Genomic DNA, 24,608 nt, shown 5'->3' on the forward strand with positions numbered 1-24,608 from the left:
AGGATGCGCTCGCGCGTCGCCGGGTCGACATCCGGCTTGTTATGGAGGACACGCGAGACGGTGGTCGTGGAGACCTTCGCCAGGCGTGCAATATCGAGTATCGTAACTTTGTGGGCCATAGGTGTTTGCTTTTCGCCTCCGCTGCTTGTGGAACATAACTGCCTCAAGGCAGGCAGGCCGGTGGAAACCTGCCTTCATGTCATCTCTACTCTGCGGTGCTGCTCCGGGTTCCTGCGCTACTCTGTGAGAGATCACAGGTGACCTGCTTCGGTTACCTGCTTACGAGATAAGTATACCGAAACGCCAGCATAAGCACAAGCATCCCGAAGGTTCCATCCTGCCTGCTAATGTCCCACTCTTGACAATCAAAAGTCTTCTTAATATATCTATTTACGTAAACGATTACGGTAACGGTTGCAAAAGAAGGAAAACAACCTCACGCTTCCGTCGGTCCTCGGAGAGGCGATGCAGGGCACGTCATAGTGCATGACGGGCGGACAGGCGGGCGAACGAGCAGAGCGGGCTGACGAGCAGACAACCAGTAAGGAGAGAGCATGACCGGCAAATGCATCTCCCCGAAGCCGGTCCAATGCAGCTGGATAAAGCTCATTGCCGTTAGTTACCGCTCTGCTGCTACTGAGTCTCTCCAGCGTTCCCACGATAGAGGCCGAAGCATCCAGCCAGCAAGAGATTGGTGCCAGAGCTGCGACCACGGCGGTTGTGGTCGACATTCGCATAGCGCCACGGCAGACGGTGAGCCTCCTGGTACCTGTCGCCTTTGGTGTCAACGGTGCCGTCTGGAATGGGTATCTCCTTGATCCCCAGGGCCCGCGCTCCTACGGGCAGACAGCCTGCGGATCATGCCCTATCCGGGTGGTTCGACCGTGGATATCTTTCATTGGCAGAGCAACAGCGTTGAACTGGGCAACACAGAGGCCGGGCCAATCACCTTTGAGCGCTTCATGCAAGTCATGTGCCAGGTGGGAGCCACCCCCATCATCGCCGTCAACTATGGCTCTGGGACGTTCCAGGAGGCTGCTGCCTGGGTGAGGTATACCAACGTCACCCATCACTATGATATCAAATTTTGGGAGATTGGCAACGAAGTCTATAGCAATGGGACCTATGGAGCGGCCTGGGAATACGACACACGCGCCCCAAAAAGGAGCGGGGGCCTATATCATCAATGCATCGCAATTTATACGTGTCATGAAGACGGTTGATCCGATCATCAAGGTCGGCATCGTGTTCTACAGAGAGAAGAGCGCGGCTAACAGTATTGAGCGGCTCCGTGGTCTGGCAGCTCGCGCGCCGCTTCTCCCGTCCTACTCGCTCGCCAGGCTGATCTTCCAACCAGTGTCCTGCCCTGATAGCGGCGAGTGCGCCGGGCAAAGGATCAGGGCAGTGCGTCGCGGCCAAGCTATGCTGGCGGCAGATTAGGCTGCAGCTAAGCCGCACGGAAGCCAGTCAGTCCTCTTCTGATGGCTGGCTCCCTGCCAAGCGGGCCTGATTCGCCGCAACGGAAGCAGGCTGCTGCCGACCGCGTACGTGGTGTAGTCTCCTCTCCTGCGAACGAGGGGGTGAGACAGCAGTGGCCTCTGCCAGTTGCTGTCTCACCTGGCTACTGGGCTTCGCCGGCTCACTGGACCGGCAAGCGCTCGCTGTTCAGGCCAGGGCCGGCTCCAGCCGTTCCTGCTCAACTGCGATGGGGCGCTTGAGCACGAAGAGCATGCCAGCTGTCACCAACGTGCCCACTACAATCGACAACAGATACTGCGGCAGATTGCCCACCACGCCGGGCAAGAACATGACCCAGATCCCGCCATGAGGCACATGGAGCTGGCAGCCGAAGAAGGCCGAGAGCGCGCCGGTCACTGCCGAGCCGACCATAATCGAAGGAATAACGCGGAACGGATCATTGGCAGCGAAAGGAATGGCGCCTTCTGTGATGAAGGAGAGGCCCAGCACCCAAGCGGCCTTGCCGGCCTCGCGCTCGTCAGGAGTGAAGCGATTCTTGAAGAGCAACGTCGCCAGTGCCAGCCCCAGAGGCGGCGTCATTCCGGCGGCCATAGCCGCGGCCATCGGTAGATAGACGGGGTTGTGGGCATCGAGTAGCAGACCCGTCGAAAAAGCGTAGGCCGCCTTATTGACCGGGCCCCCCATATCGAAGGCCATCATCAGACCGATAATCAGCCCCAGCACGGCGGCATTGGCCCCCTGCAGATCCTTGAGGCCGTTGACCAGGGCCTGGTTTAGCAAGGCCACCGGTGTGCCAACCACATAGAGCATCAGCAGACCGACGATCAGTGAACCGAACAACGGCAGGATCAGCACCGGCATCAGTCCAGCGAGATTGCTGGGCAGGCGGATGCTGCGGTTCATCCAATAGACCAGGTAACCAGCCAGGAAACCAGCGATGATGCCGCCCAGGAAGCCCGAGCCGGTCAGGCTGGCCAGAACTCCACCGATCATACCTGGGGCAATGCCAGGCCGGTCGGCAATGGAGTAAGCGATGAAGCCCGAGAGGATGGGTACGAAGAGCAGGAAGCCCGCCTTAGCGCCAATAACGAAGAGCGCCGCCCCTACCGACTGCAGCGGATTGGCGCTGAAGCCAGTCGTCAAGGTAGTCAAATTGGAGGTATCGTAGAAGGCAATACGGTAGCCAGCGATGGCAAAAGCCAGCGCAATCAAAATACCGCCTGCGACGACAAAGGGGATCATGTAGGAGACGCCGGTCAAGAGGTGCTTGTAAGGACCACGACGGGCCTGAGCCTGCGCCGCCTTGGCCTGCTGGACTCGCGTCAGATAGCCGCTGTCCTCGCTGGACTCTGCCTTAGAAGCACCGCTTACGCCAACCTGACCAGCCGCAGCCTCGGCGCGGGCGAGCGCTTCGCGAATGACCGTCTGGCCGTCCTTGATGGCGGCGCTGGTTGAGGTCTCATAGACCGTCTTCGCGCTGAAGCGGCTCAGATCGACCTTGGTATCGGCAGCGATAATCACCACGTCGGCGGCGGCGATCTCCTCGGGAGTCAGAGTGTTCTGGGCTCCGACCGATCCCTGCGTCTCGACCTTGATCGTATGGCCCAGAGCCTCGGCGCCGCGCTGGAGACCCTCAGCGGCCATAAAGGTGTGAGCGATGCCCGTAGGACATGAGGTGATGGCTACAATCCGTGCCATGTGTGAACTCCTTTGTGGTGTGCTAGGTGTCGACGAAACGACGCTGCTTCGTTGCTCCTACGTAGATAGGGGCTGGAATGCTGCTCTTTGGCTTGCTGACTGGCCGCCGAGCTGGCAGCAAGGTGCTGCTCGCCTGCGGCTCAGCCCATCCAGGCGAGGGGGAAGAGGCCGCGCAGGTCAGGTGAGCCAGGCAGCCATCTCAGGCTCAGATGGCAGGGTGGTCACGATCATCGCCGAGGCTAGGCTGCCAGTGTCACGGCTCATCTGATGAGCGGGGACCCAGGCCCGACCGCGCCGTGGATGGAAATCCTGCACAGTGCTAGCCCTCCGCAGTCAACAGGGCCAGCGGTGAAAGTTGCACGCGCTCGCTGTAGTCCTCCAACACTGACGACGGCGGCAACGTCCCATCGAGGCGCGTAATACGGGCCAGGGCGTAAGCTGTTGCCAGGCGCGCAGTGGCTGCCAGATCGAGACCGCGCTGCTCGGCCAGCACCAAAGCTGCTACCATTGCATCGCCGGCCCCGACCGTGCTCTCTACCGTCACCGCTGGCGGTAAAGCCTGCAGAACCTGCTCGCGTTCCACAAAAAGCGCCCCTTGCTCGCCGAGCGAGACAACAACGCGCCGAATATCGTGCCGCAGCAAGGAGTGAGCGGCCTGAGCCACCTCACTCAGGCTGGTCAGGGGCTGACCGACCAGCTGTTCCAGCTCCACCCGGTTTGGCTTCACCAGTGTAGGCCCGGCAAGGATGCCTTGGGCCAGGGCCTCGCCACTGGCATCGAGTACCGTGAGCCGACCCAGGGCCTTCAGACGCGCGATGAGCGTTGCGTAGAGGGAGCTGGGCACCGCTGGCGGCAAGGCTCCCGCCAGCACGAACCAGCGGCACTCGGCGGCCAGCTCTTCGACCGTTTGCCACAGCTTGCTCAGAGCCTCCTCTGAAGGAGCCAGGCCCGGCAAATTGATGTCGGTTGTCTCTCGTCGCTCCTCATCGACAATCTTGATATCGATGCGGGTCTGGCCTGGAAGACGTACAAAGGCATCAGCGATGCCGCGCTCGGCAAAGAAGCGCTCAAAGACCGGGGCGTTCTCGCTCCCCAGAAAGCCTGTAGCAATAACCGGGCACCCGCTCGCAGCCAGAAAGGCGGCCACGTTGATCCCCTTGCCGCCAGCCTGCCAGAGCATGGCTCGCGCTCGGTGGACGTGGCCCGGCTCCAAAGAAGCCACGCGCACCGTCTGATCAATTGCCGGATTCAGGGTCACCGTTGCCACCTTCATAGAGCGCGTACCTCCTCTGCCGTGCGGCAGCGTAAAGCCCGCTGGGCCAACTGTTGCAATTCGAGCAGTGAGCGACTGCGGATCTGAGCTTTGATCGTCGCAAGGGAGGGGATGGTCATGCTCAATTCCGAGACGCCCAAACCGACCAGGAGAGCAGCCCCCAGCGGCTCGCTGGCCATCCCACCGCAGACGCCAACCCACTTGCCGGCAGCGCGTGCCGCCTCCACCGTGCGCGCAATCATCCGCAGAACGGCGGGATGGAGCGCGTCGGCCTGGCGAGCGAGCTGCGGATGGAGACGATCCATTGCCAGCGTGTACTGCGTCAAATCATTGGTACCAATCGAGAAGAAATCGACCTCCGCGGCGAACTCCTCGGCCAGCAGCACTGCCGAAGGTACCTCGACCATCATGCCCAGCGGCAAGCGCGGTGCATTCAGCTCGCGTCGCACACGCTCGGCATACTCGCGGGCCTGAGCGAAGTCCTCCAACGTTGCAATCATCGGGAACATAATACTGATCGGCCCACAGGCAGCAGCGCGGTAGAGCGCACGCAGCTGCGTCACGAAGAGGTCGGGGTAGGCCAGACAGAGGCGAATGCCGCGCAAACCCAGGAAAGAGGAATCCTCAGCAGACAATTCCAGGTAGGGCACCTGCTTATCGCCGCCGATATCCAGCGTGCGAATAATCAGCGGGCGCCCATTCAGAGCACGGGCCATCGAGCAGTAGGCTGCATACTGCTCATCCTCAGAAGGGGGAGTGGCCCGTCCCAGGAAGAGGAATTCCGTACGCATCAAGCCGACGCCCTCGGCGCCGGCGGCCAGGGCCTGGGGAACCTCCTCAGCGCGGTTGATATTGGCCGCGATCTCCACATGGTGACCATCGCGGGTAACTGCCGGAGCAAAGCGCTGACCCTGAGCCGCCTCCTCCTGCTGCTGCAGCTGCTCCTGCAGCGCTCGCGCCTCAGCCAGATCGGCCTCGCTGGGCTTCACATAAAGCCGTCCGTTGAAGCCATCGAGAATAGCTGGTGTTCCATCGGCGAGAGCCAGCACTCCCTCACCAGCAGCCACCACCGCCGGAATGCCCTGGGAACGAGCGATAATGGCTGTATGCGATGTTGGGCCGCCGCGTGCCGTGCACAGACCCTGCACAATGTCCGGGTCCAGAGCTGCCGTATCCGAAGGCGTCAGATCGTCCGCCACCAGAATCACCGGTCCGCCGAGGGGGAAAGCCCTGGGGGCGCTCACACCGAGCAGGTGGCGTAAGACTCGCTCACCGACGTCGCTCAGATCGACGGCGCGTCCCGCCAGCACTGGATCATCAAGCTGCTGCAGCTGGTTCACGCGTCTGTTGATGGCCTGTTGCCAGGCCCAGGCAGCGCCGTGCCCGGCGTAGATGAGGCGGACCGCCTCTTGAATCAGCTCGGCGTCCTGCAGAAACTCGCGATGGGCGCGGAAGATCGCGGCCCGGCTCGAACCGAGGCGCGCCCGCACCTCCTCATAGAGCTGATCCAGCTCGGCCTGTGCGGCATCGAGGGCGCGCTGGAGGGCCAGACCATCGCTGGCTGGATCGCCCGGCTGATCGGCGACCTCTAGACGCTCACGGCGATAGCGCTGCAGCGGAGCAATCGCCAGACCACCAGAGGCTCCCAGGCCGCTGTAGATGGCTGCCGCTGAATGCGGGGCCCAGCGAGGCACAGCGCCTGGAATCTTCTCATCGTGGGCCGGCAGCGGCTCCAGCTCATCACCCAGGCCAGCGGCGATGGCCTCTTGCAGAGTGGCCAGGGCCTGAGCCGCATCGGGGCCTTCTGCTGAGACCCGAATGGTGGCGCCGCGCTCAGCCCCCAGCTGAAGCAGCGCGATTAGACTCTTCCCATCAGCGACACGCTCGCCGTAGCGCACCCGAATCGCTGCCTGGAAGCCGCGGGCCAATTCCACAAAGCGTGTCGCCGGACGGGCGTGCAGTCCGGTACGATTCTGAATCACCGCCTCGAAGGAAGCGGCATAGTCGGTCAGGGTGCTCGGGGTGGCGGGCCGTTCGCCGGTGAGGGCCTCGATAATATCACGGGGATCAGTCGTATGGATCAGGCGCTCGACAGCAGCCGCGTCGCCGAGCACACGCGTCAGCCGCCGCAGTGCATCGATATGCTCATCGGAGCGGGCGGCAATGGCCACTACCAGATGGACAACTTCGCCGGGGTTCCAGGTTACGCCGGCGGGCAGCTGCAGTACAGCGATCCCAGTGCGGTGGATCAACTCCTGATCGCGGGGCAAACCGTGGGGGATGGCAATGCCGTTGCCAAGATAGGTGTTGGCGACCTGCTCACGCTGCAACATACTGTCAATGTAGCCTGCCTCGATGCAGCCACTGCGCACCAGGAGGTCGCCCGCCTGGCGAATGGCTCCTTGTTTGTTCTCGGCCTGCGCCTGCAGCCGAACTTGCTGCTCACTTATGCGAATCATCGTTGCCTCCAGGGGGTAGGAGCCAGGGCACACACTCTATCTTATTTGTAAACGATTACAATAAGTTTGTCAAGTATCTGCCCTTCTCCCGCGGCTCTGAAGGCCCAAAAATTGGCCTTTTTGGCCGGGAAATGGTAGAGATTTTTGTAAACGATTTCAATATGATTACCGAAATGGCTGCATGGTGATATGCCGAGATACAAAATTGTGGTATAGTAAGATTCAAATTGACTGGAGCGAGTCAGTCAGCCAGCAAGCCAATCACCGAGAGGCATTCGGAGAGCGTGCATGGCGAGCATCAAAGAGGTAGCCAGGGCTGCGGGTGTATCGACAGCCACCGTTTCGCGGGTGTTGGCCAACAGTCCGCACGTGCGTCCGGCGCTGCGCGAGCGTGTACTGAAGGCTATCAAGGAGCTAGAGTATCGTCCCAATCTCATTGCGCGCAGCTTGCGTGCTCAGCAGACCACGACGATCGGCCTGATTGTCTCAGACATTCGCAATCCTTTTTTCACGGCCATCAGCCGCGCCGTCGAGGATACCGCTTACGAGGAAGGCTACAGCCTGATTCTCTGCAACACGGACGAGGACCCCAAGAAGGAGAGCATTTATCTCAATGTGATGCGCGATGCCAACGTAGCGGGCGTCATCCTCTCACCGACCGGGCCGACGGCGGCGGGGTTACGCGAGCTGGAGACAGGTTTTGCGGTGGTGGTCATCGATCGCTCGATTCCTGACGCTGACGTTGATATGGTCTTACTGGACAACGTTGATTCGGCCTATCGCCTGACCCGGCACCTGCTTGAGAATGGCTATCGGCGTATTGCCGCCATCTGCGGAGAGCGCAGTACCACGGGGCGGGAGCGCTGTGCCGGCTACGAACAGGCATTGCGAGCCTATGGGCTGCTGCCGACAGCGGAGCTCGTGCGCTTTGTGCCGCCGCAGATTGAGGCTGGCTACGCGGCGGCCCTGCGACTGTTAGAGCTGCCCGAGCCGCCGGAGGCGCTGCTCACGACCAATAGTCTGCTGGCTGCGGGAGCCTTGGAGGCGATCCGCGAGCGCGGGCTGCGTATTCCCGATGAGGTAGCGCTCGTCACCTTTGATGAGACGACCTGGGCCTCGCTGGTCCAGCCGCCGATTACCTTGATCGAGCAGCCGACGTATGAGATTGGCAAGACGGCCACTGAACTGCTGCTACAGCGGGTGGCTGAGCCGGAGCGTCCGACGCGACGCGTTATCCTCAAAGGCCGCCTGCTGGTTCGTGGCTCTAGTGCGCCGCGCGTTCGTTGTGGTTGAGAGCGGCGAGCCTGAATCGCTGGTAGGGAAGACTATCTTTTAAGGAGGAAGGAGGCGGCCATGCGCTATCTGGGGCCTGATTATGTCTATACATCCCGCGGCTGGCAGCGCGATCTGCTGGTGGCTCTGGATGAGGATGGGCGCATTGCTGGATTGCAGCCACGTTTTGCCGATGGGGGGGCCTTCGCCTTGCCGGAAGGGGCTGTATTAGAGCCGCTGCCGGGCAAGGCCCTGCTGCCCGGCTTTGTGAATGTCCACAGCCATGTCTTCCAGCGCGCGCTACGTGGTCAGGCTCAGCGGCCTGTAAGCGGGCGTGATACTTTTTGGAGCTGGCGCCGGGCGATGTATGCTGAGGCCCAGCGCCTCGACCCTGAACGTCTTTACACGTTGGCCCGGGCTACTTATCGCGAGATGCTGGCTGCCGGCTACACCACGGTTGGCGAGTTTCATTATGTGCACCATCAACCCGATGGTCAGCCCTACAGTCCCCCCAATCTCATGGCCGAGGCCCTGCTACAAGCAGCCCGTGAGGCAGGTATTCGTCTGGTGATCTTGCTGGCCGCCTATGCGCGCAACGACTTTGGCCAGCCGGCTTTAAAGGAACAGCGCCGCTTCTGCGACTCCTCGGTCGCCGCCTATCTGGAGCGGGTCGAGGCCCTGCGCAGCCTGGGAACCTCCGTCGGACTGGCGCCGCACTCGGTGCGAGCGGTTCCCGAGGACTGGCTGCGCGCCATTGCTGCCTACAGCCGGCAGGAGCGGCTGCCGCTGCATATCCATGCCGATGAGCAACTGGCAGAGATCGAGAGCTGTCTGGCGGCCTGTGGTTGCCGCCCGCTGGAGTTGCTGGCACGCTGCGAGGTGCTTGGGCCGCTGACCACTGTCATTCATGCCACGCATGCCGATCAGCAGGAGCTGGCTCTCCTGGCCAGCTCTCAGGCCAGCGTTTGCCTTTGTCCTACGACTGAAGGCGACCTGGGCGATGGCATTCCGCCATACCGCGACTTCCTGGCGCAGGGCATTCCCCTGACCATTGGCTCCGATAGCAATACACGCCTTGATCCATTCGAAGAATTGCGCTGGGCAGAGTACACGGCGCGCCTGCGCTATGGCGAGCGGCGCGTGCTCGTGGCTGAATCCGACGCATCGCCCGGGGCCTATTTACTGGCCTGTGGCTGCGAGCATGGAGCGGCGGCCCTGGGTGTTGAGAGTGGGCGCCTTGAACCCGGTCGCCTGGCTGATCTCGTGGCCATTGATCTGGAGCACCCCATGCTCCAGGGCTGGACAGTCGAGAGCCTGCTTGATAGTCTCTTCTTCGGTGCCTCAGCGGAGGTTGTCAACGCTGTCTGGGTGGCGGGAAGGCAGGTCTATTCTCGCTGAAATGAAAGCCCCTCTGCGCCCGGAGAGGGAGCGTGGCAGCTATAGACGATTGCCAGCGGCGGTAGATCAGTCCCATCAGCGCCGTCTTGGCGGTTATCTGACGACCTGGCTGCTCATCAATCTCGTCGCTATTATTCTACTGAGAGGCCTGTACCTTCTAACTAACGGCCCGGCCTGTGGCTGTCTCCGGCGGGACGGGGAGCTACCCAGGCAGCCTCTTCCTGAGCTACTCTCACGTCGAGGATAGTTGACTGTCCTGCCAACGCCAAGACTGAGTCAACCACCCCTGGCTTGAGCCAGGAGTGGTTGACTGTCACGTGCTCTCGATCGCTGGCACGCACGCACTCACTCCGCCGCTGCGGGGGCATCGACATTGCTGTCGGGTAGAGCCTGGTTGCTGGAGCCAGGTTCAGTAGCTGGTGAAGAAAGCAGCAAGCGTGGGCGTGAGCGACGTGGACGCTCGCCGGGCTTCGGCTCCAGGACAGGATAACTCTCCAGCAGGCGCAGCGCCTCAGCGACGGCGCGTTCCAACTGCGGATCACGCTGGCTAGCGTAGTCCTGGGGGGCGATATCGACCTCGATATCGGGATCGGTGCCGTAATTCTCGACATTCCAACCGACATCTTTGAACCAGAAAGCAAACTCGGGCTGCGTCGTACGTGTTCCATCGACCAGGCGATGGCGGGGGCTGATACCAATCACGCCGCCCCAGGTACGTTTCCCGATCAGCGGTCCCAGGCCCATCAGCTTAAAGCAATGGCTAAAGATATCGCCGTCCGAGCCAGCCTGCTCATTGGTCAAAGCGACCATTGGGCCACGTGGCGACTCCGGGGGATAGGGGACGGGCTGCCCCCAGCGTGGAAAATCGTAGCCGAGGCGACGACGCGCCAGCTTCTCCAGCAACAGCGGCGAGACATGGCCGCCGCCATTCCAACGCACATCGATCAACAGGGCCGGGCGATCATACTCGCTCAGGTAGCTACGATGGAACTCTGCATAACCCTCAGCTCCCATATCGGGAATATGAATATAGCCTACACGTCCCTCCGAGAGCTGGTGCACCAGGCGTCGATTGCTCTCGACCCAATCGCGATAGCGAGCCTGGCGCTCACTGGCCAGAGCCTTCACTGTGATTGTGCGCACCTCGCCGGTGGCTGCGCTCTCGATCGTCAGCTGTACCTCATTATGAGCCTGATTGACCAGCAGCTCCTCGGGACTGCGCTGTGGCCCGACGCGCTGACCGTTGATCGCCAGTACCGCATCGCCCTCGGCTACGTTCAGCCCGGGCGAGGTCAACGGAGAAGTAGCGCGGCCATCAGAGGGATCGCCCCGCACAATGCGGGCGATGCGATAGCGCTCGTGCTCAGCGTCGTAGAGCCAGTCGATGCCAAGGAAGCCCTGTCGGTACTGCGGTCCGTGGCGATACTCTCCGCCCATCTCATAGGCGTGAGACGTACCCAGCTCCCCTTGCAGCTCCCAGAGCAAATCGGACAGTTCCGAACGCGAAGCAACGCGTTCCAGCAAGGGGGCATACTGGGCATGAATGGCTTCCCAATCGATGCCTGACATATCCTCGTCCCAGAACTGTTCGCGCTGCAGACGCCAGGCTTCATCGAACATCTGGCGCCACTCGGCGGCTGGCTGCACCGACACCTTCACGCGACCCAGGTCCAGCCAGCCTGTTTCACGGCTTGCCCGCTCACCGTTCTCCCCTTTGGGAGCCTTCTCGCCGGCCTTCACCACGCGCAGGCGCTGACCGGAGCGATAGATCAGCATGCGTCCATCGCGCGCCAGCTCGAAATCATCGACGCCATCGATCAGCCACTCATACTTATGGTTCTCTAAATCGTAGCACTCGATATGGCCGCGCACCGGCGGAGTCTGGCTATCGATCTGGCTGTGCAACGCCCCCTCGACCGGAAAGCTCAGGAAGAGAGCTTTCCCCTTCATGCCGCGGATCTTGCGATAGCGGCCCTCTGGCACGGGGAAGGGGAGCACCCGCTCTGTGATGCCCTCCAGATCAATAGTCATGGAGACAGGGCGGCGCTGGCCCTCCTCGCCGTTCTCCTCCTCGCCCTCCTCCTTGGAGTCTCCTCTGGAAGCGCCCTCGGCTCCCGTGGGACCGGCCCGCTTCTCCTCTTTCTCGCGCCCATTCGGCTGTGGCGCCCGTGGCTCCGGTACAAATGGCGAGCGCTGGTCACGGCGCAGCATAATAGCGTAGGGCTTCACCCCGCGTGGAAAATTCAGATCGAACTGCAAAGCATCGTAGACTGGATTGAAAATGCGGTATCCCAGGAAGTAGAGAAACTTCCCCTCGGGATCAAAGGAGGGAGCCACGTCGTGTAGCACTGGGCGTGTGGCCAGGGCCAGCTCGCCACTCTCCAAATTGCAAAGTTTGATGGCCGTTTGTTGGGCGCTGGAAGGAAAACTGTAGGCCAGCCAGCGCCCATCGGGTGACCAGGCCACATGCTCGATCTGGCCGAACGAGCTGCGATCAAGCAGGCGGGGGCGACCCTGGACCAGATCGACCACCAGCAGCTCATTGCGGTGGTTCGAGATTGCCACCTCGTCGGCGACCGGCGAGACCTCGACGGTCAGTGCTCGCCCAAACTCGATCTCGGCGTAGAGGCGAGGCTCAGTAGCATCCTCGGGATCAAAGACTACCAGCGCTTCGCGTCCGATGGCATCGCAAACTGCCACCAGGCGGCGCCCATCGTTGAGCCATTGCAGGAAGCGATAGCGCACACCATCAGGCTCGCCATACTGAATGACCGGTCCTTCCCAGTTGCCGAAAGAGAACGCCTTGCCACGGGTTGTCACCGCGACCATATGCCCCTGGGGATGGAGGGCATAGGTATCGAGATAGTGAGCTGCCGACACGAACTTGCGATTGCGCTGTGTACGCTGGCTTGGGAGCAGCACCTCCAGGCGGCGTGTCTGGTTGCTCTCGGGATCGAACAGATAAAGATCGGCTCCGGCATGATAGACCAGACGCTCGCCATCGCTAGCGAGATTTCGCGCGTAGAAATCCTCGTGGTGCGTGTGACGACGCAGATCCTCCCCTTCGGGGGTGCATGAATAGACGTTACCGATTCCTTCGTGATCGGAAAGGAAGTAAATGCGCTCGCCCACCCAGCAGGGAGAGCTGATGTTCCCATCGATGCGCAACAGACGTTCGAAGTGCCCGCTCCCATCGCGGTCGCACCACAGGTGGCCGACAGTGCCACCGCGATAGCGCTTCCAATAAGCTGCCTCGCGGATGTTGCGACCGAGGACGATGCCGCCATGAGGGCCGAAAGAGATCTCATTAGCGGCGCCGTAAGGAAGCTGGCGTGGTAGGCCGCCAGCGGGACTGACAGCGTAGATCACCTCATAGTGCAGGCTCATCTGACCGGCGCTGCTGGCATAGAGGATGGCGTCGCCCGTTGGAGTCCAGCCCAGGACCTTACAGGAGGCGGCTTGATACGTCAAGCGGCGGGCCGGCCCACCTGCCGCTGGCATCAGAAAGACCTCGCTGGGACCTTCCTCATGACCAACAAAAGCAAGCTGGGTGCCATCGGGAGAAAAATGCGGGTGACTGATCGCGCCCATGCCTGCCGTCAGGCGTTCGGCGCGTCCACCTTCGCTGGAAACGAGCCACAGGTCGTCCTCGGCCACAAAGACAATCTGATCGTGGTAGATCGTCGGGAAGCGCACATATCCCTGGGAAGGCATACTCTCTCCTTTGGTTGGATCAGGAATCAATCGCTGCTGAGTCCTCTGTATGGCAAAAGAATGGCGTCTAGCGCCTTGACCCTATTCTATGAGATAAGCTATGCTACTGCGCAGTAGTCGAGAGACTCTAGTGAAGCTACTAGGAGCATTCTAGCATAGATTGCTTCAATTGTCGAGTTTTAGCTGAGTGATGAACGATCGTGGGTGGCCAGCGGCACAGCCTTGTGGTGGGCAGCGGAGGCGAGTGGGCGGCGTCTCGTGGGGATCATGGCTTGTGGGCGAGGGGAAGCTCGCGTAGGTGATAGAGGATGCTAGAAGAAAACCGGCAGCAACCTGCGCAGGCTTGCTCTTGCCAGAGTGGAGGAAACATGTTAATCTCAGCGTAACAATGCACACCATCACCACCGGGGCAGGCATCCATCACAGATCCACAGAGGAGAGTGTATGACGCAGACAGCACAGGGGAAAAAAGGAGGTTCGCAGAGACAGCGCCGTCCGGGGCAGCGCCAGCAAGAGCGAATCAGAAGGCAGGTGCGGCGTCGGAGGCGTCAACAGCTCATTATCACCAGCACTGTTACGCTTGTCATCATTGCCCTGGCCGTGCTGGGCTTTTGGCAGTATCAGCGTGTCAATGCTCAGCAGGCCGCCTCACGTGAAGCCACAGCGACCGCTGTCAGCAAGGCCCATGCCAACGCCACGGCGACGGCGCTGGCGCGCAACTGCTTCATCGATAGCAGTGCCTCTACGCAGGTGCCCTCGATTTACAGCGCCACGGCTACCCCAACAGCGGGACCGGCGACGGCGCCAGCGGTCAATGGAACGCCAGTGGTCAAGAGTGATGGACTCAAGTATTTAGACATCCGCACAGGCAGCGGTACAGCGGCTAAGAACGGCTCTACCCTGGAGGTGGAATACGTCGGCTGGCTGGCCAATACCTGCAAGAAGTTCGATAGTTCCTATGATCGCAACGGTCAGCCGTTCTCATTCACGCTGGGCAAGGGGCAGGTCATTAAAGGCTGGGATGAGGGCCTGGTTGGGGTCAAGCCGGGGACGATTCGTCGCCTCTACATTCCGGCGAAGCTCGGCTATGGCAATCAGGCGCAAGGCTCGATTCCGGCTAACTCGGATTTGATCTTCGATGTCATCGTGCTCAGCGTGAAGTAGCCTGAGCGGCCTCGCCGGCTGGCCGCTGGCAAGCTGCCGCGGTCAGCCTTAACAAACACGGTAGTGCAGCGCAAGCCACTGAGGGATGGGAAATGATGGATGAAACAGAGCTGCTGGCGCTCTTTGAGCGTCTGGGGGTTGTCTCGAAAGGGCACTTTGTGCTGACCTCGGGTCGGCACAGTGACGAGTACTGGGAGAAGTTTCGCCTGTTGGAGTGGCCACGGGTCACAGAGCGCCTCTGCGCTGAGATGGTGGCGCGCTATGCTCGCGAAGAGATCGAGGCCGTGGCTGGTCCCACCACTGGTGGGGCGCTATTGGCCCAGGAGGTTGCGCGTCAGCTTGGGACGCGCTGCCTGGTGGTAGAGCCGGCTGCCGGTGGTGGGCGTGAGCTGCGCCGTGGCTTTAGCCTGCGGCAAGGCGAGCGCGTCTTAGTGGTTGACGATGTCCTGACGACAGGGCTGTCGCTGCACGAGACGCTGCAGGCTCTGCTGGTCTATGAGCCGACGGTCGTGGGCATTGCAGTCCTGCTGGATCGTAGTGGCGGCGCGGCGGCAAAGCAGTTGCCTGTTCCTTGCCAGGCGCTCCTGACGGTGACGGCGCGGACCTATGAGCCTGGCGCCTGTCCTCTCTGCGCTCGGGGACTGCCATTGACGAAGCCCGGCAGCCGTGGCCTGGGTGCTTCTGGAGGGAGATCATCATGAGCGGGCCGAGCTTTCTGGAGAAGTGGCGGCAGGCGAGTAGTGATCGTCAGAGTCTACTGTGCGTTGGACTTGATCCCGAGCTGGAGCGCTTGCCGAAGCCGCTGCAGGGAGGTGGCCCGGAGGCGCTGGTGCGTTTCTGTCGCGAGATCGTAGAGGCGACCTTGCCCTATGCCTGTGCCTATAAGCCGAACCTGGCCTTTTTTGAGGCTCTTGGGCCGCAGGGGTGGTCGCTGCTACGCGAGATCCTGGCGGCGATCCCATCGGAGGTGCCGGTGATTGCCGATGCCAAGCGCGGCGACATCGGGCACACGGCCCGCGCCTATGCCGTGGCTATCTTCGAACAGCTCGGCTGCGATGCTGTGACAGTCCAGCCCTATCTCGGCTACGATGGCGTGCAGCCGTTTCTGGCCTATCGTGAGAAGCTAGCCTTTATACTCTGTCGCACCTCGAATCCGGGTGCGCGCGATTTTCAAGATCTCCTGGTCCGCTCCTCCGCGGCTGGTGCCGGAGGTGAGGAAACGCCTGACTCGCAGCTCACGCCGCTCTATCTGGCAGTGGCGGAACGCGTGTGTCAATGGCAAGAGCGTCACGGCAATTGTGGGCTGGTGGCCGGGGCGACCTATCCGCGCGAGCTGGCGGCCATCAGGGAGCGCTGCCCGACGCTGCCGCTGCTGGTGCCGGGCGTTGGAGCCCAGGGAGGCGAGCTAGAGGCGGCGGTGCGAGCCGGTCTGGATCAGGATGGCGGGGGAATCCTGATAGCGGTCTCGCGCGCTATCCTGTATGCTGACGGAGGAAGCGACTACGCTCTGGCGGCGGGCGAGGCAGCGCGGCGTCTACGTAATGCCATCAACCAGGCAAGAGGAAGCTAGATGCAGCTTACGGTCGAACTGGCGGCTGGACGCAAGAGTAGTCTGCTGCTGCGTAATCCGGTGATGTTAGCTGCCGGGACCTGTGGTTACGGCCTGGAGTACGCCAGAATCGCTGAGATCGAACGCCTGGGAGCCATTGTCAGCAAGGGCACTACCTTGCGCCCGCGGCGGGGCAACGCGCAGCCACGCACGCGCGAGGTCGCGGCGGGCTTGCTCAATGCCATTGGGCTGCAGAACCCCGGCATCGAGGCTGTGATCCGCAGATATGCTCCGATCTGGGCCACCTGGCAGACGCCCGTAATCGTCAACATCGCTGGCGAGACGGTCGAAGAGTTTGCTGAGCTGGCGCAGCGTCTAGAGGGGGTGCCGGGAGTAGCGGGCGTTGAAGTCAACGTCTCCTGTCCCAACGTCCGCGCCGGAGGCCGTGTCTTCGGAGAGAGTCCCGAGGCGGTGGCCGCAGTCACGGCAGCGGTACGCCAGAGCACGACGCTGCCGGTGATTGTCAAGCTCTCGCCTAATACTGGCGATGCACGTCCAACCGCCCTGGCGGCGGCGGAGGCTGGAGCCGATGCTGTCTCCCTGATCAATACCCTGACCGGGATGGACATTGATATTGAGGCGCGCCGTCCACTGCCAGCCCACGGGACCGGCGGGTTGTCGGGACCAGCGATCAGACCGCTGGCCTTGCGCATGGTCTACGAGGTGGCCCGTGAGTTACGCGACCGGCAGCCGGGGGTGGCAGTTATAGGCATGGGTGGGATTGCCTCGGCCTCGGACGCGCTGGCCTTTATCATGGCCGGGGCGGTCGCTGTGCAGATCGGCACGGCCAACTTTGTGAATCCGCGTACAGGTGTGCTTGTGCTGGAAGGGATTGAGGCTTTTATGCAAGCGCACGGCGTCGAGAACATTGCCGAACTGGTTGGGACCGCCCTCCCTTAAACCGCGCTCTGCTGGGCAAGCCAAGCCAGAGCTGGACGGCGCTCCTCTCTATATCTGAAGGCTTGTCCGATCAGGACTGCTCTCTCGCCGCATGGGCCTCTGTTTCAGCTTCTTGAGGACTGCAGAACTTCAAGAAGCTGACTCTTTTTTTGGGGAGAGATAGGACAGGAGGAGCTGTAGGACCGAGACGAGTACTCAGGTCTGGGCGCGCTGTTTGATCAGGCGCCAGCAAGCCTCGGCGATCATCCAATCTTCCTGGGTCTGCACGACCAGCACGCGCACGGCTGAGTGAGGGCTGGCGATGTCGGCATCGCCGCCGGGATCAGCGTTACGGCTGGGATCGATGGCCAGGCCAAGGAAGCCAAGGGTCTCGCAGGCAGCAGCGCGTACTTCGGGCGCGTGTTCGCCGATGCCGCCGGTGAAGACCAGGGCGTCTATGCCTCCCAAGACTGCCAGCATGGCGCCGATTTGCAGACGCAGGCGGTGAACGAAGGTGTTGAAGGCCAGACGGGCCCGTCGATTCCCCTCGGCACGCGCTTGCAGGATGATGCGCATATCACCCGACAAACCAGATATGCCCATTAATCCTGATTCGCGGTTGAGAATGCGGTCAAGGTCGTCTGCACTGTAGCCAGCGTGACGCAGCAGGTAGAGGAGCAAACCGGGGTCGATCGAACCGGAGCGTGTGCCCATCATCAGCCCTTCCATAGGGGTGAAGCCCATTGTGGTTTCGATGCTTTCGCCGCCCAGGATGGCGGCCAGGGAGCAGCCGTTACCCAGATGGCAGGTGATGAGGCGCAGGCTGGTGAGGTCGCGCCCCAGGAGCTGGGCGGCCCGGCGCGCGCAGTACTGGTGGCTCAGGCCGTGGAAGCCGTAGCGGCGCAGGCCCTGGGCGAACCATTCGTAAGGGCCGGGATAGATTTGGGCTGGCAGAGGCATATGGCGGTGGAAAGCGGTGTCGAAAACGGCGATCTGCCGCGCCTGGGGGAAGACTTCTTCTGCGGCGGCGATGGCTTCGAGGCTGGCACGGTTGTGAGCAGGCGCCAGTACCTGCAGATGCTCGATAGTGGCTTTTAGCTCGGGGGTGATCAGTGCTGGCTCGCTATAGTGAGCGCCGCCGTGCACAACGCGATGCCCTATGACTCCGATCTCTTCGTTCTGGTCGATGCTGTGTGTTGAGCTGTGGCTGAGGCTGTGCAGGATGTGTTTGAGGACCGCGGGCCGCTCGCTGGTTGGTAGCGTCTCGCGCTCTTCTTGCCCGCTGGCGCTGCGAATGACCAGTTCAGTTTTGCCCGGCTCGTGCGACCAGTCGGCGCTGGCTTCCCATATGGGAGGTGGCGCCTCTGCTGGTAAAGGCGCCTGTAATTCGTATAGTCTGGTCTTTTGGCTGCTGGAACCGGCGTTAAAGACGAGGATTTTCATAACGTGCGCTGTCCTTTCTACGGCTCTCTCAAGCGGCGGGATTGCTTGGCTCACTGTTTCTTCTTCTATTATCTGTTACGGAAGTCGACCGTGCACAGACACGGAAGCATCACAGAAGCCACGGTTGCGAGCTGGCGGTGTTCGCCCCCATCGATAAAGGGGAGGCTGATGTGGAGGGAAACGCGTCTTGTCCTGGGCCTGGCCAGGATGATAGCATGAAGCAAGCGACCTATCTGCTGGCGGCGGTTGGGGGAGTAGAGAGGAAGGGTGGAACGGCGAGGGCGGCAGAGGGTCCTTTCGAGTGGTGACTGCGTGTCTACGTATACATATACGCAGAAACATCCATATGCATACTAGCTGTATACGTATACAGCATCAGCACTGATGTCAGTGAGACAAGGGGAAGGAGCAAGGTAGCAATGACAGATGCCCGGCAAGAGATCGATCAGGAGCAGATTCAGCAGGCCAGGCTTTCCCAGGAGGCTGCTGCCGATAGCTCTCGGGGGCCCGGTCAGCAAGGGGAGCGTTTTATCTATGCCGGTTACCATAGTATCATCAGTGGCGTTGATCGCCATTGGGAATATGGCGGTTTCCCGCTGCCCGACGGCAGTTTCTGGCGCTATCGCGAGCCAAACGCCGTGGTGGTAGTCGAGGGCAACCGCCTGCGCGTGGCAGCGGTCCCTTTGACCCGCTTTCATAACGAGGTTCAAATTCTCGATAACGCCAAAAATATGTTTTTCTCGACACGGCGTTTCACAATGCCCGATGAGGGCACGATTCTCTTTGAGTGGGAGATGCGAGCCCGTGGGATTAATACACGACCGCGGGATCTCTACGATGGCTTTGTCTCGGCTCACCTGCTCGATTTCGCCACCGGTATGGCTTTCGATTTCTTCGTCTCTAACGATACGATTGCCACGGTTTATGCGCTCCTGCCGTTTCCAGGAGTGCCAGCGCCGCCCGATCCTGAGCCGGAGCGAGCCGTCAAGCCAAAGTACTTCTGCGATTTCAATGAGCTGGCAGTAGAAACAGCGCCCTGGCAGTGGCATCGCTACGGCATCAGCTACTGCAAGGCGCGCGATGAGGTCTGCTTTTTCCTGGATGGGCAGGAGGTGGGTCGCTACAGCGAGGTACCGTGCAAGGTGGACGGCTGCATTCTGGCGCTGGGCCTGATGACGGAGAAGAGCATTGAAGACGGACGTAGCGTTTCGCTGCATGGTCAGGGCCTGATCGGTGAGTGGGGGCCGTTTACGATCACAGTGCGAGGCAATGGGGAGGACGGAGAGAATACCGGCCCGTAGAGGCCCGTGCCTCCTACTCAAGCGCGCCGGACCCGGGTGCAGGGTTGTGCTGCCTGACCACGAGATGAGGAAAGCTCTCGACTTCCGTCCCGGGCCAGGCCGGCGAGACCATAAGCATAGTGCCTGCATGGCGCAGGCCCAAGGGGGCAGATCTCTCTTTGGGACAGACAGGACCCTTTAGCTGCCCGGCCCGTAAACGGTCGTGTTCGGGAGCATCTCCAGGTAGGAGCTGGCGAACCACATAAAGCGCGGGACGAGCTGATCGGCGAGTTGCTGCCATTGATCCAGGGCCGCCGGCAGGCTCCTGGCAATGCGGAACTCTGTGGCCTCGCGCATCGCCACGGCCAGGAAACCCTCGCGAACGCCAGCTTCTGCCAGAGCACGTAGCCGCTGCTCAAGCCCCTGGACAGGAGGATCACCCGCCCGTCCCACTGTGGCCAGGCTCTTTATCTCCTCATCAAAAGTCACCTCACGAAGCTGTGGACGCAGCTGCTCTGCGTCCTCCTGAGAAAATTCCCCTGTCCTCTTCTTGGCTGCCAGGCGTCTGGCCTCTTCAGCCACGGCGCGGCCTTGCAGGGCCCAGCCAAGAGAAGCCCACAGGCTGGCTAGCCTAGCGGCGATCTCCGGGTCGCGCGGCTGGGGAAAGGCCGTGGCAACCCACTGCTGGATGAGCTGCAGATAGGCTGAGATGCCGTACAGATCGTCTGGACCGTAGATCCATTTCTGATCCATCAGATACTAACCTCCTTACATGCCTGGCCTCCGTCCTTGCTCAATAAGAACTATAAGCTTCTGCAGGAACAGCCAGATAAATCGAACGTCTGTATTCTCTACCTATCTTAGGGTAGATCAGTGCAGACAAAAATACAAGTGCTCACTCGGCTGGGAAGATCTCATTCTTGACGCATAGGGGACCTGGGCGGCAAAGTGCAACTGTACCCGCTCTCTCTTCGCCGCCAGGCCCTTAGCTCAGTCAGGTTGCCGCCGTGCTGCTCTTCGCGCCGCGTTCTGCTGCTGTTCACTGGACAGGGATCGGATTGGCCTTCTCCTGGCCAGCAGATCCCAATTGGGGCCAGCCAGTGTGCGCTAACTCAGGCCAGCTCTTCCAGGACGCCCAGGACGCGCTCGATTTCGGCGGACGTATTATAGTGGCAGAGGCCGAGGCGCAGGGCGCCGCCACGTCCTTCAAGGCCGAGGCGCTCCATCAGGCCAAGGGCATAATAGTTGCCGTCCCAGGCGAAGATACCACGTTCACCCAGGGCGGCAGCCAGCTCGCGCGGGTGACGGCCATCGATGGTACAGGCCACTGTTGGGACCCGCTGCGCCAGCTCCTCGGGGGTGGTCCCGCTAATCCCGTAGATACGTAGGCCCTGGATTTCGCGCAGGCCCCGCAGCAACTGGGCCGAAAGCTGGCGTTCGTAGTCGCTGATCGCACGCATCGCCGCTTTCAGTGTGTGCTGCCGCCCGACGTAGGACTGCAGCGCGGGATCGTTGCCATAGTGGGCGGCCTGCTCCTCTCCGAGCAGCGTCAGATAGTCGATGGCTCCCAACAAACCGGCCAATCCTTCATGGTTCTGGGTACCGGTCTCCCAGCGGTCGGGGACCGCGTTGCTGGCCGGGCGCACCTTGTAGGCTGGGAAGCGCTCTAGCTGTTCGCGCTTGCCGTAGAGAATGCCCAGATGCGGACCAAAGAATTTATAGGCCGAGCAGACCAGAAAATCGGCATCGAGGGCCTGGACATCGATCGGCCCATGCGGTGCATATTGCACGGCATCGATCCACACCAGGGCGCCGACGGCGTGGGCCAGCTCTGTAATGCGCCGCACATCGTTGATGGTGCCAACGGCGTTGGAAGCATAGCCCACGGCTACCAGGCGCGTACGCTCGTTGAGCTTGGCCTGCAGATCCTCCAGATTGAGCGTGACATGCTCGGGATGAATATCGACGGTGCGCACAACCACGCCGCGCTCCTGCAGGGCCAGCCAGGGGGCGACGTTGGCATCGTGGTCGAGGACGGTCACAATGATTTCGTCGCCGGGCTGCAGCGTTTTGCCGATGGCGCGGCTGAAGGCAAAGGTCAGGGTGGTCATGTTGGGACCAAAGACGATCTCTGCCGGGCTGGCGGCGTTGAGGAAGTCGGCCATCGCCTGGCGCGCGGCGGCGATGGTCTCGTCGGTGCGCCGGCTGGTGAGAAAGGCCCCGTGGGCGTTGGCGTTGGCTTCGCGCAGGTAGCGCGTCATGGCCTCGATGACCTGCTGGGCGACTTGGGTGCCGCCGGGGTTATCCCAGTAGATGACGGGCTGACCGTTCATCTCCTGCTGCAGGGCTGGAAAATAGCGACGGTAGGCACTCAGGTCAAGAGGTACTGTCATGTGGTGATCCTCCTTGGCAAGTCCCCATTGTCCCTTGCTCTCATCATATCACCTGGCGTCGCCGGCTGGTGCTGGCTCCGTAACTGACCAGGTTCGCCCTGTGCTATAATGGGCCTACCATTGAAGGGGGAAGACTAGAAGAAGGCAGGGGACGATTCGTGAGTACTGCAAATGCAAATCTGCCACCGACCTATCAGGGACCGGCCCCCGGCTCACCCGAGCACGTACGCGCGGTGATTGCCGAGCTGCGGCGCCTTTATCCCGATGCGAAGTGCACTTTGAATTATGAGAATCCACTGCAGTTGCTGATTGCGGTCCAGCTCTCGGCCCAGTGCACTGATGAGCGCGTCAATGAGGTGACGGCTCAGCTCTTCCGCAAGTATCGCACGGTTGAGGATTTCGCCAACGCTAACCCCGAGGAGCTGGAGCAGGATATCAAGCCGACCGGCTTCTATCGCAATAAGGCGCGCAATCTGCGACTAACCTGCCAGCGCCTGATCACCGACTACGGGGGCGAGGTGCCGCGCAGTATGGAGGCGCTGCTGACGCTGCCAGGCGTGGCACGCAAAACCGCCAATGTGGTGCTGGGAAATGCCTTTGGCATTGTCGAAGGTATCGTGGTAGATACGCATGTGAAGCGGCTGGCGCGCCGCCTGGGCTGGACGCAGAGTGAGGACCCTGAGCAGATTGAACGCGATCTGATGCGCATCGTGCCGCGTGAGGATTGGCTGGATCTATCCCATCTCTTAATTTTCCACGGGCGGGCGCTCTGCCGCGCTCGCGATCCTCGCTGCGAAGAGTGCCCGCTGGTACCGCTCTGCCCCTCGGCCTTCCGGGCCAATGGGGAGACAGCAGCCGCAAAAAAGCGCCCGCGCCGCACCGCTGCACACCAGTCCTCATGAGAGGCATTCTCAGCGAGAGAGGCAAGGGCAAGCACCCGTCGCAGCCTGATCGGTTGAACTGCGTGGCCGGGAGCTGGTTGCGCTGCGACGAGTGAATTGAGAGACGCCGTGGCTCGCGCTGAAGAAATTCTTATAGTCTTGATGACCGGAAGCGAGATGGACCCGCACTACGGGCGCCGGATCGCTCAGGCTAGCATCTTACAAGCAGTGCCTGCGGAAGGACGGTGACCTCGAAGCGCTGGCCGTGGAAAACTTCGCCGTCCATCTGGGCATTGAGCGGTAGGCGACTTTCGATGATGAGGCCCTGGATGCGGTAGAAGTGGACTTCGGGCAGATGAGCATGCTGGCCGCGCTTGACGACGGGGAGCAGTCTGAGGGCACGCCCCAAGGGGGCATAGCGAATAGTGCAGAGGTCGAGCAGGCCGTCGCTGGCGTCGGCCTTGGGATTGATGCGGAAGCCTGAGCCATAAGTGGGGCCGTTGGTGACGGCCAGCAATACGTAGCGCTGGAAGGTCTCGGCGGGCGGAGCCTCGGAATCGGCAGGCTCCAGGCTAAAGCGCAGCCAGGGGCACTGTCGATAGCCGAAAAGAAGCTGTCTGACGGTGGAGCTGTAGTAGAGGCGCATGCCGGTCATAAAGGGAATCTTTTTGAGCTGGCGAGCACTGGCGGCGATGTCGGCGTCAAGACCGACGCTGAAGGAGTTGGCAAAGTAGCGCTCGTTGGCCTGGCCGGCGTCGATGGGCACAGGCTGACCGCTAAAGGCGCGCTCGATGGCGGCCTCCGGCTGACGCGGAAGTCGCAGGGTGTTGCAGGCAAAGTCGTTGCCGGAGCCGGCGGCGATGATGCCCAAAGGTACACGCCGACCGCTGCTGAGGATACCATTCACAACCTCGTGAACGGAGCCATCGCCACCGACGACGATGACGGGCCGTCCCTGGCGTGCAGCCTCGCAGGCAAGCTCTTCAGCTTCGCCGGCCCGTGCGGTCTCGCAGTAGTCGGCTCCCGCGATGGCGGCAGCCCGCTGGCGTACCAGGGTACGATGACGCTGCATGCGACCTTGATTGGCGGTAGGATTGAGGATCACAAGGGGCGGGCGGTTGGCAGTGGAGGATGAGGGTGAAGTGGCAGAAGCGATCTCCATTGAGGGCCTCCAGGCGGCAGAAATGTCGTGCGCCCGGATTGTAGCACGTTTGATACTCTGCCGTAAAGAAGGGAAGGGGCAGAGCCTGACCTTCCCTTCCTTGTGCTGTTCTGATGGTGAGCGATCTGGGACCCGGCTGACCGCCCAGCATCCGCTAGGAAGCAGCAGCACCGGCCTGACGGCTCTCAGAGAGGGAACAAGCGCCTTGGCGTAGCGCCTGAAGCTCGACCCGGCGCTGCTGGCGCTCCTCAGCGCTCTCGGGCTGCAACGGTCCGCTCAGATAGCCTACGATCAGGCCCAGCATCGGGGCAATGCCCTCGGGCAACTCAGTGAGCAGACGGCCCTCGTCCACGAGCTGATAATGGCCGCTCTCGTCGGGCACGGCGATCAGCCAGAGCAGGTCGCTGGCTGCCAGACACTGACATACGCGCTCCGAGAGTTCTCGCTCCTCAAAGTAGTATTTTCGCCCCTGGTGATAGCCACGAGCAAAAGCCTCCAGATTCA

19 protein-coding genes are annotated in these 24,608 nt (G+C 61.5%); 9 read left to right on the plus strand and 10 right to left on the minus strand.

The window, feature by feature from the left end; all coding sequences use genetic code 11:
• Positions 1-119 (minus strand): LacI family DNA-binding transcriptional regulator (locus IRZ31_RS21370; protein ID WP_363325654.1); only part of this gene is annotated, 119 nt, incomplete at its 3' end.
• Between the two features lie 741 nt (positions 120-860).
• On the opposite strand from IRZ31_RS21370, the gene IRZ31_RS09470 reads away from it, so the two are divergent.
• Complete coding sequence (locus IRZ31_RS09470) at positions 861-1,223, plus strand: hypothetical protein (RefSeq protein WP_297152791.1); 363 nt, start codon at positions 861-863, stop codon at positions 1,221-1,223.
• A gap of 442 nt (positions 1,224-1,665) precedes the next feature.
• Here IRZ31_RS09470 and IRZ31_RS09475 read toward each other — a convergent pair whose 3' ends face one another.
• The 3 genes from IRZ31_RS09475 to ptsP all read right to left on the minus strand — a co-directional run bounded on the left by IRZ31_RS09475 (position 1,666) and on the right by ptsP (position 6,909).
• A complete protein-coding gene (locus IRZ31_RS09475; RefSeq protein WP_297152793.1) occupies positions 1,666-3,177 on the minus strand; it encodes a fructose-specific PTS transporter subunit EIIC in 1,512 nt (503 codons plus the stop codon).
• Between the two features lie 319 nt (positions 3,178-3,496).
• Complete coding sequence (gene pfkB / locus IRZ31_RS09480; RefSeq protein WP_297152795.1) at positions 3,497-4,450, minus strand: 1-phosphofructokinase; 954 nt, start codon at positions 4,448-4,450, stop codon at positions 3,497-3,499.
• Positions 4,447-6,909: a phosphoenolpyruvate--protein phosphotransferase gene (gene ptsP / locus IRZ31_RS09485; protein ID WP_297152796.1), complete on the minus strand. Its 2,463-nt coding sequence runs from the start codon at positions 6,907-6,909 to the stop codon at positions 4,447-4,449. Before ptsP ends, pfkB begins: the two co-directional genes overlap by 4 nt.
• 288 nt (positions 6,910-7,197) lie before the next feature.
• On the opposite strand from ptsP, the gene IRZ31_RS09490 reads away from it, so the two are divergent.
• Both IRZ31_RS09490 and IRZ31_RS09495 read left to right on the plus strand, forming a co-directional pair.
• Positions 7,198-8,202, plus strand: coding sequence for a LacI family DNA-binding transcriptional regulator (locus IRZ31_RS09490; RefSeq protein ID WP_297152798.1), 1,005 nt, complete (start codon positions 7,198-7,200; stop codon positions 8,200-8,202).
• Between the two features lie 60 nt (positions 8,203-8,262).
• Positions 8,263-9,579: a formimidoylglutamate deiminase gene (locus IRZ31_RS09495; protein WP_297152800.1), complete on the plus strand. Its 1,317-nt coding sequence runs from the start codon at positions 8,263-8,265 to the stop codon at positions 9,577-9,579.
• Between the two features lie 345 nt (positions 9,580-9,924).
• Here IRZ31_RS09495 and IRZ31_RS09500 read toward each other — a convergent pair whose 3' ends face one another.
• Positions 9,925-13,293, minus strand: coding sequence for a S41 family peptidase (locus IRZ31_RS09500; protein WP_297152801.1), 3,369 nt, complete (start codon positions 13,291-13,293; stop codon positions 9,925-9,927).
• A gap of 444 nt (positions 13,294-13,737) precedes the next feature.
• On the opposite strand from IRZ31_RS09500, the gene IRZ31_RS09505 reads away from it, so the two are divergent.
• From IRZ31_RS09505 to IRZ31_RS09520, 4 genes are all read left to right on the plus strand, one after another.
• A complete protein-coding gene (locus IRZ31_RS09505; protein ID WP_297152803.1) occupies positions 13,738-14,457 on the plus strand; it encodes an FKBP-type peptidyl-prolyl cis-trans isomerase in 720 nt (239 codons plus the stop codon).
• Between the two features lie 92 nt (positions 14,458-14,549).
• A complete protein-coding gene (pyrE, locus tag IRZ31_RS09510) occupies positions 14,550-15,158 on the plus strand; it encodes an orotate phosphoribosyltransferase (RefSeq protein WP_297152805.1) in 609 nt (202 codons plus the stop codon).
• Positions 15,155-16,027: an orotidine-5'-phosphate decarboxylase gene (pyrF, locus tag IRZ31_RS09515; protein WP_297152807.1), complete on the plus strand. Its 873-nt coding sequence runs from the start codon at positions 15,155-15,157 to the stop codon at positions 16,025-16,027. Before pyrE ends, pyrF begins: the two co-directional genes overlap by 4 nt.
• Positions 16,028-16,966: a dihydroorotate dehydrogenase gene (locus IRZ31_RS09520; RefSeq protein WP_297152809.1), complete on the plus strand. Its 939-nt coding sequence runs from the start codon at positions 16,028-16,030 to the stop codon at positions 16,964-16,966. It abuts the gene before it with no gap.
• Between the two features lie 195 nt (positions 16,967-17,161).
• Here IRZ31_RS09520 and IRZ31_RS09525 read toward each other — a convergent pair whose 3' ends face one another.
• The gene (locus IRZ31_RS09525; protein ID WP_297152811.1) at positions 17,162-18,388 is read right to left on the minus strand and encodes an acetate kinase; all 1,227 of its coding nucleotides are present in this window, start codon (positions 18,386-18,388) and stop codon (positions 17,162-17,164) included.
• A gap of 419 nt (positions 18,389-18,807) precedes the next feature.
• On the opposite strand from IRZ31_RS09525, the gene IRZ31_RS09530 reads away from it, so the two are divergent.
• Complete coding sequence (locus IRZ31_RS09530) at positions 18,808-19,689, plus strand: DUF6081 family protein (RefSeq protein ID WP_297152813.1); 882 nt, start codon at positions 18,808-18,810, stop codon at positions 19,687-19,689.
• Positions 19,690-19,866: 177 nt separating this feature from the next.
• Here the strand turns inward: IRZ31_RS09530 and IRZ31_RS09535 are convergent, their stop codons facing one another.
• Entirely contained in the window at positions 19,867-20,421 is a 555-nt protein-coding gene (locus IRZ31_RS09535) for a hypothetical protein (protein WP_297152815.1), read from the minus strand.
• Between the two features lie 359 nt (positions 20,422-20,780).
• A complete protein-coding gene (locus tag IRZ31_RS09540; RefSeq protein WP_297152817.1) occupies positions 20,781-22,061 on the minus strand; it encodes a cysteine desulfurase-like protein in 1,281 nt (426 codons plus the stop codon).
• A gap of 233 nt (positions 22,062-22,294) precedes the next feature.
• On the opposite strand from IRZ31_RS09540, the gene nth reads away from it, so the two are divergent.
• Positions 22,295-22,963, plus strand: coding sequence for an endonuclease III (nth, locus tag IRZ31_RS09545; RefSeq protein WP_363325655.1), 669 nt, complete (start codon positions 22,295-22,297; stop codon positions 22,961-22,963).
• Between the two features lie 190 nt (positions 22,964-23,153).
• On the opposite strand, the gene IRZ31_RS09550 is transcribed toward nth, so the two are convergent.
• Together IRZ31_RS09550 and IRZ31_RS09555 are read right to left on the minus strand one after the other, a co-directional pair.
• Entirely contained in the window at positions 23,154-24,104 is a 951-nt protein-coding gene (locus IRZ31_RS09550; RefSeq protein WP_297152821.1) for a diacylglycerol kinase family protein, read from the minus strand.
• Positions 24,105-24,258: 154 nt separating this feature from the next.
• Positions 24,259-24,608, minus strand: a 350-nt coding sequence (locus IRZ31_RS09555) for a hypothetical protein (RefSeq protein ID WP_297152823.1), incomplete at its 5' end; no start/stop codon positions are given.

Origin of the sequence: Thermogemmatispora sp. (assembly GCF_019683635.1) — a bacterium.
In the GTDB taxonomy this organism is placed as follows: domain Bacteria; phylum Chloroflexota; class Ktedonobacteria; order Ktedonobacterales; family Ktedonobacteraceae; genus Thermogemmatispora.

Excerpts from the sequence above, each read along its gene's own strand:
- IRZ31_RS09470 (WP_297152791.1), top strand. The coding sequence starts at position 861 with ATGCCCTATCCGGGTGGTTCGACCGTGGATATCTTTCATTGGCAGAGC.
- IRZ31_RS09475 (WP_297152793.1), bottom strand. The coding sequence starts at position 3,177 with ATGGCACGGATTGTAGCCATCACCTCATGTCCTACGGGCATCGCTCAC.
- pfkB (WP_297152795.1), bottom strand. The coding sequence starts at position 4,450 with ATGAAGGTGGCAACGGTGACCCTGAATCCGGCAATTGATCAGACGGTG.
- ptsP (WP_297152796.1), bottom strand. The coding sequence starts at position 6,909 with ATGATTCGCATAAGTGAGCAGCAAGTTCGGCTGCAGGCGCAGGCCGAG.
- IRZ31_RS09490 (WP_297152798.1), top strand. The coding sequence starts at position 7,198 with ATGGCGAGCATCAAAGAGGTAGCCAGGGCTGCGGGTGTATCGACAGCC.
- IRZ31_RS09495 (WP_297152800.1), top strand. The coding sequence starts at position 8,263 with ATGCGCTATCTGGGGCCTGATTATGTCTATACATCCCGCGGCTGGCAG.
- IRZ31_RS09500 (WP_297152801.1), bottom strand. The coding sequence starts at position 13,293 with ATGCCTTCCCAGGGATATGTGCGCTTCCCGACGATCTACCACGATCAG.
- IRZ31_RS09505 (WP_297152803.1), top strand. The coding sequence starts at position 13,738 with ATGACGCAGACAGCACAGGGGAAAAAAGGAGGTTCGCAGAGACAGCGC.
- pyrE (WP_297152805.1), top strand. The coding sequence starts at position 14,550 with ATGATGGATGAAACAGAGCTGCTGGCGCTCTTTGAGCGTCTGGGGGTT.
- pyrF (WP_297152807.1), top strand. The coding sequence starts at position 15,155 with ATGAGCGGGCCGAGCTTTCTGGAGAAGTGGCGGCAGGCGAGTAGTGAT.
- IRZ31_RS09520 (WP_297152809.1), top strand. The coding sequence starts at position 16,028 with ATGCAGCTTACGGTCGAACTGGCGGCTGGACGCAAGAGTAGTCTGCTG.
- IRZ31_RS09525 (WP_297152811.1), bottom strand. The coding sequence starts at position 18,388 with ATGAAAATCCTCGTCTTTAACGCCGGTTCCAGCAGCCAAAAGACCAGA.
- IRZ31_RS09530 (WP_297152813.1), top strand. The coding sequence starts at position 18,808 with ATGACAGATGCCCGGCAAGAGATCGATCAGGAGCAGATTCAGCAGGCC.
- IRZ31_RS09535 (WP_297152815.1), bottom strand. The coding sequence starts at position 20,421 with ATGGATCAGAAATGGATCTACGGTCCAGACGATCTGTACGGCATCTCA.
- IRZ31_RS09540 (WP_297152817.1), bottom strand. The coding sequence starts at position 22,061 with ATGACAGTACCTCTTGACCTGAGTGCCTACCGTCGCTATTTTCCAGCC.
- IRZ31_RS09550 (WP_297152821.1), bottom strand. The coding sequence starts at position 24,104 with ATGGAGATCGCTTCTGCCACTTCACCCTCATCCTCCACTGCCAACCGC.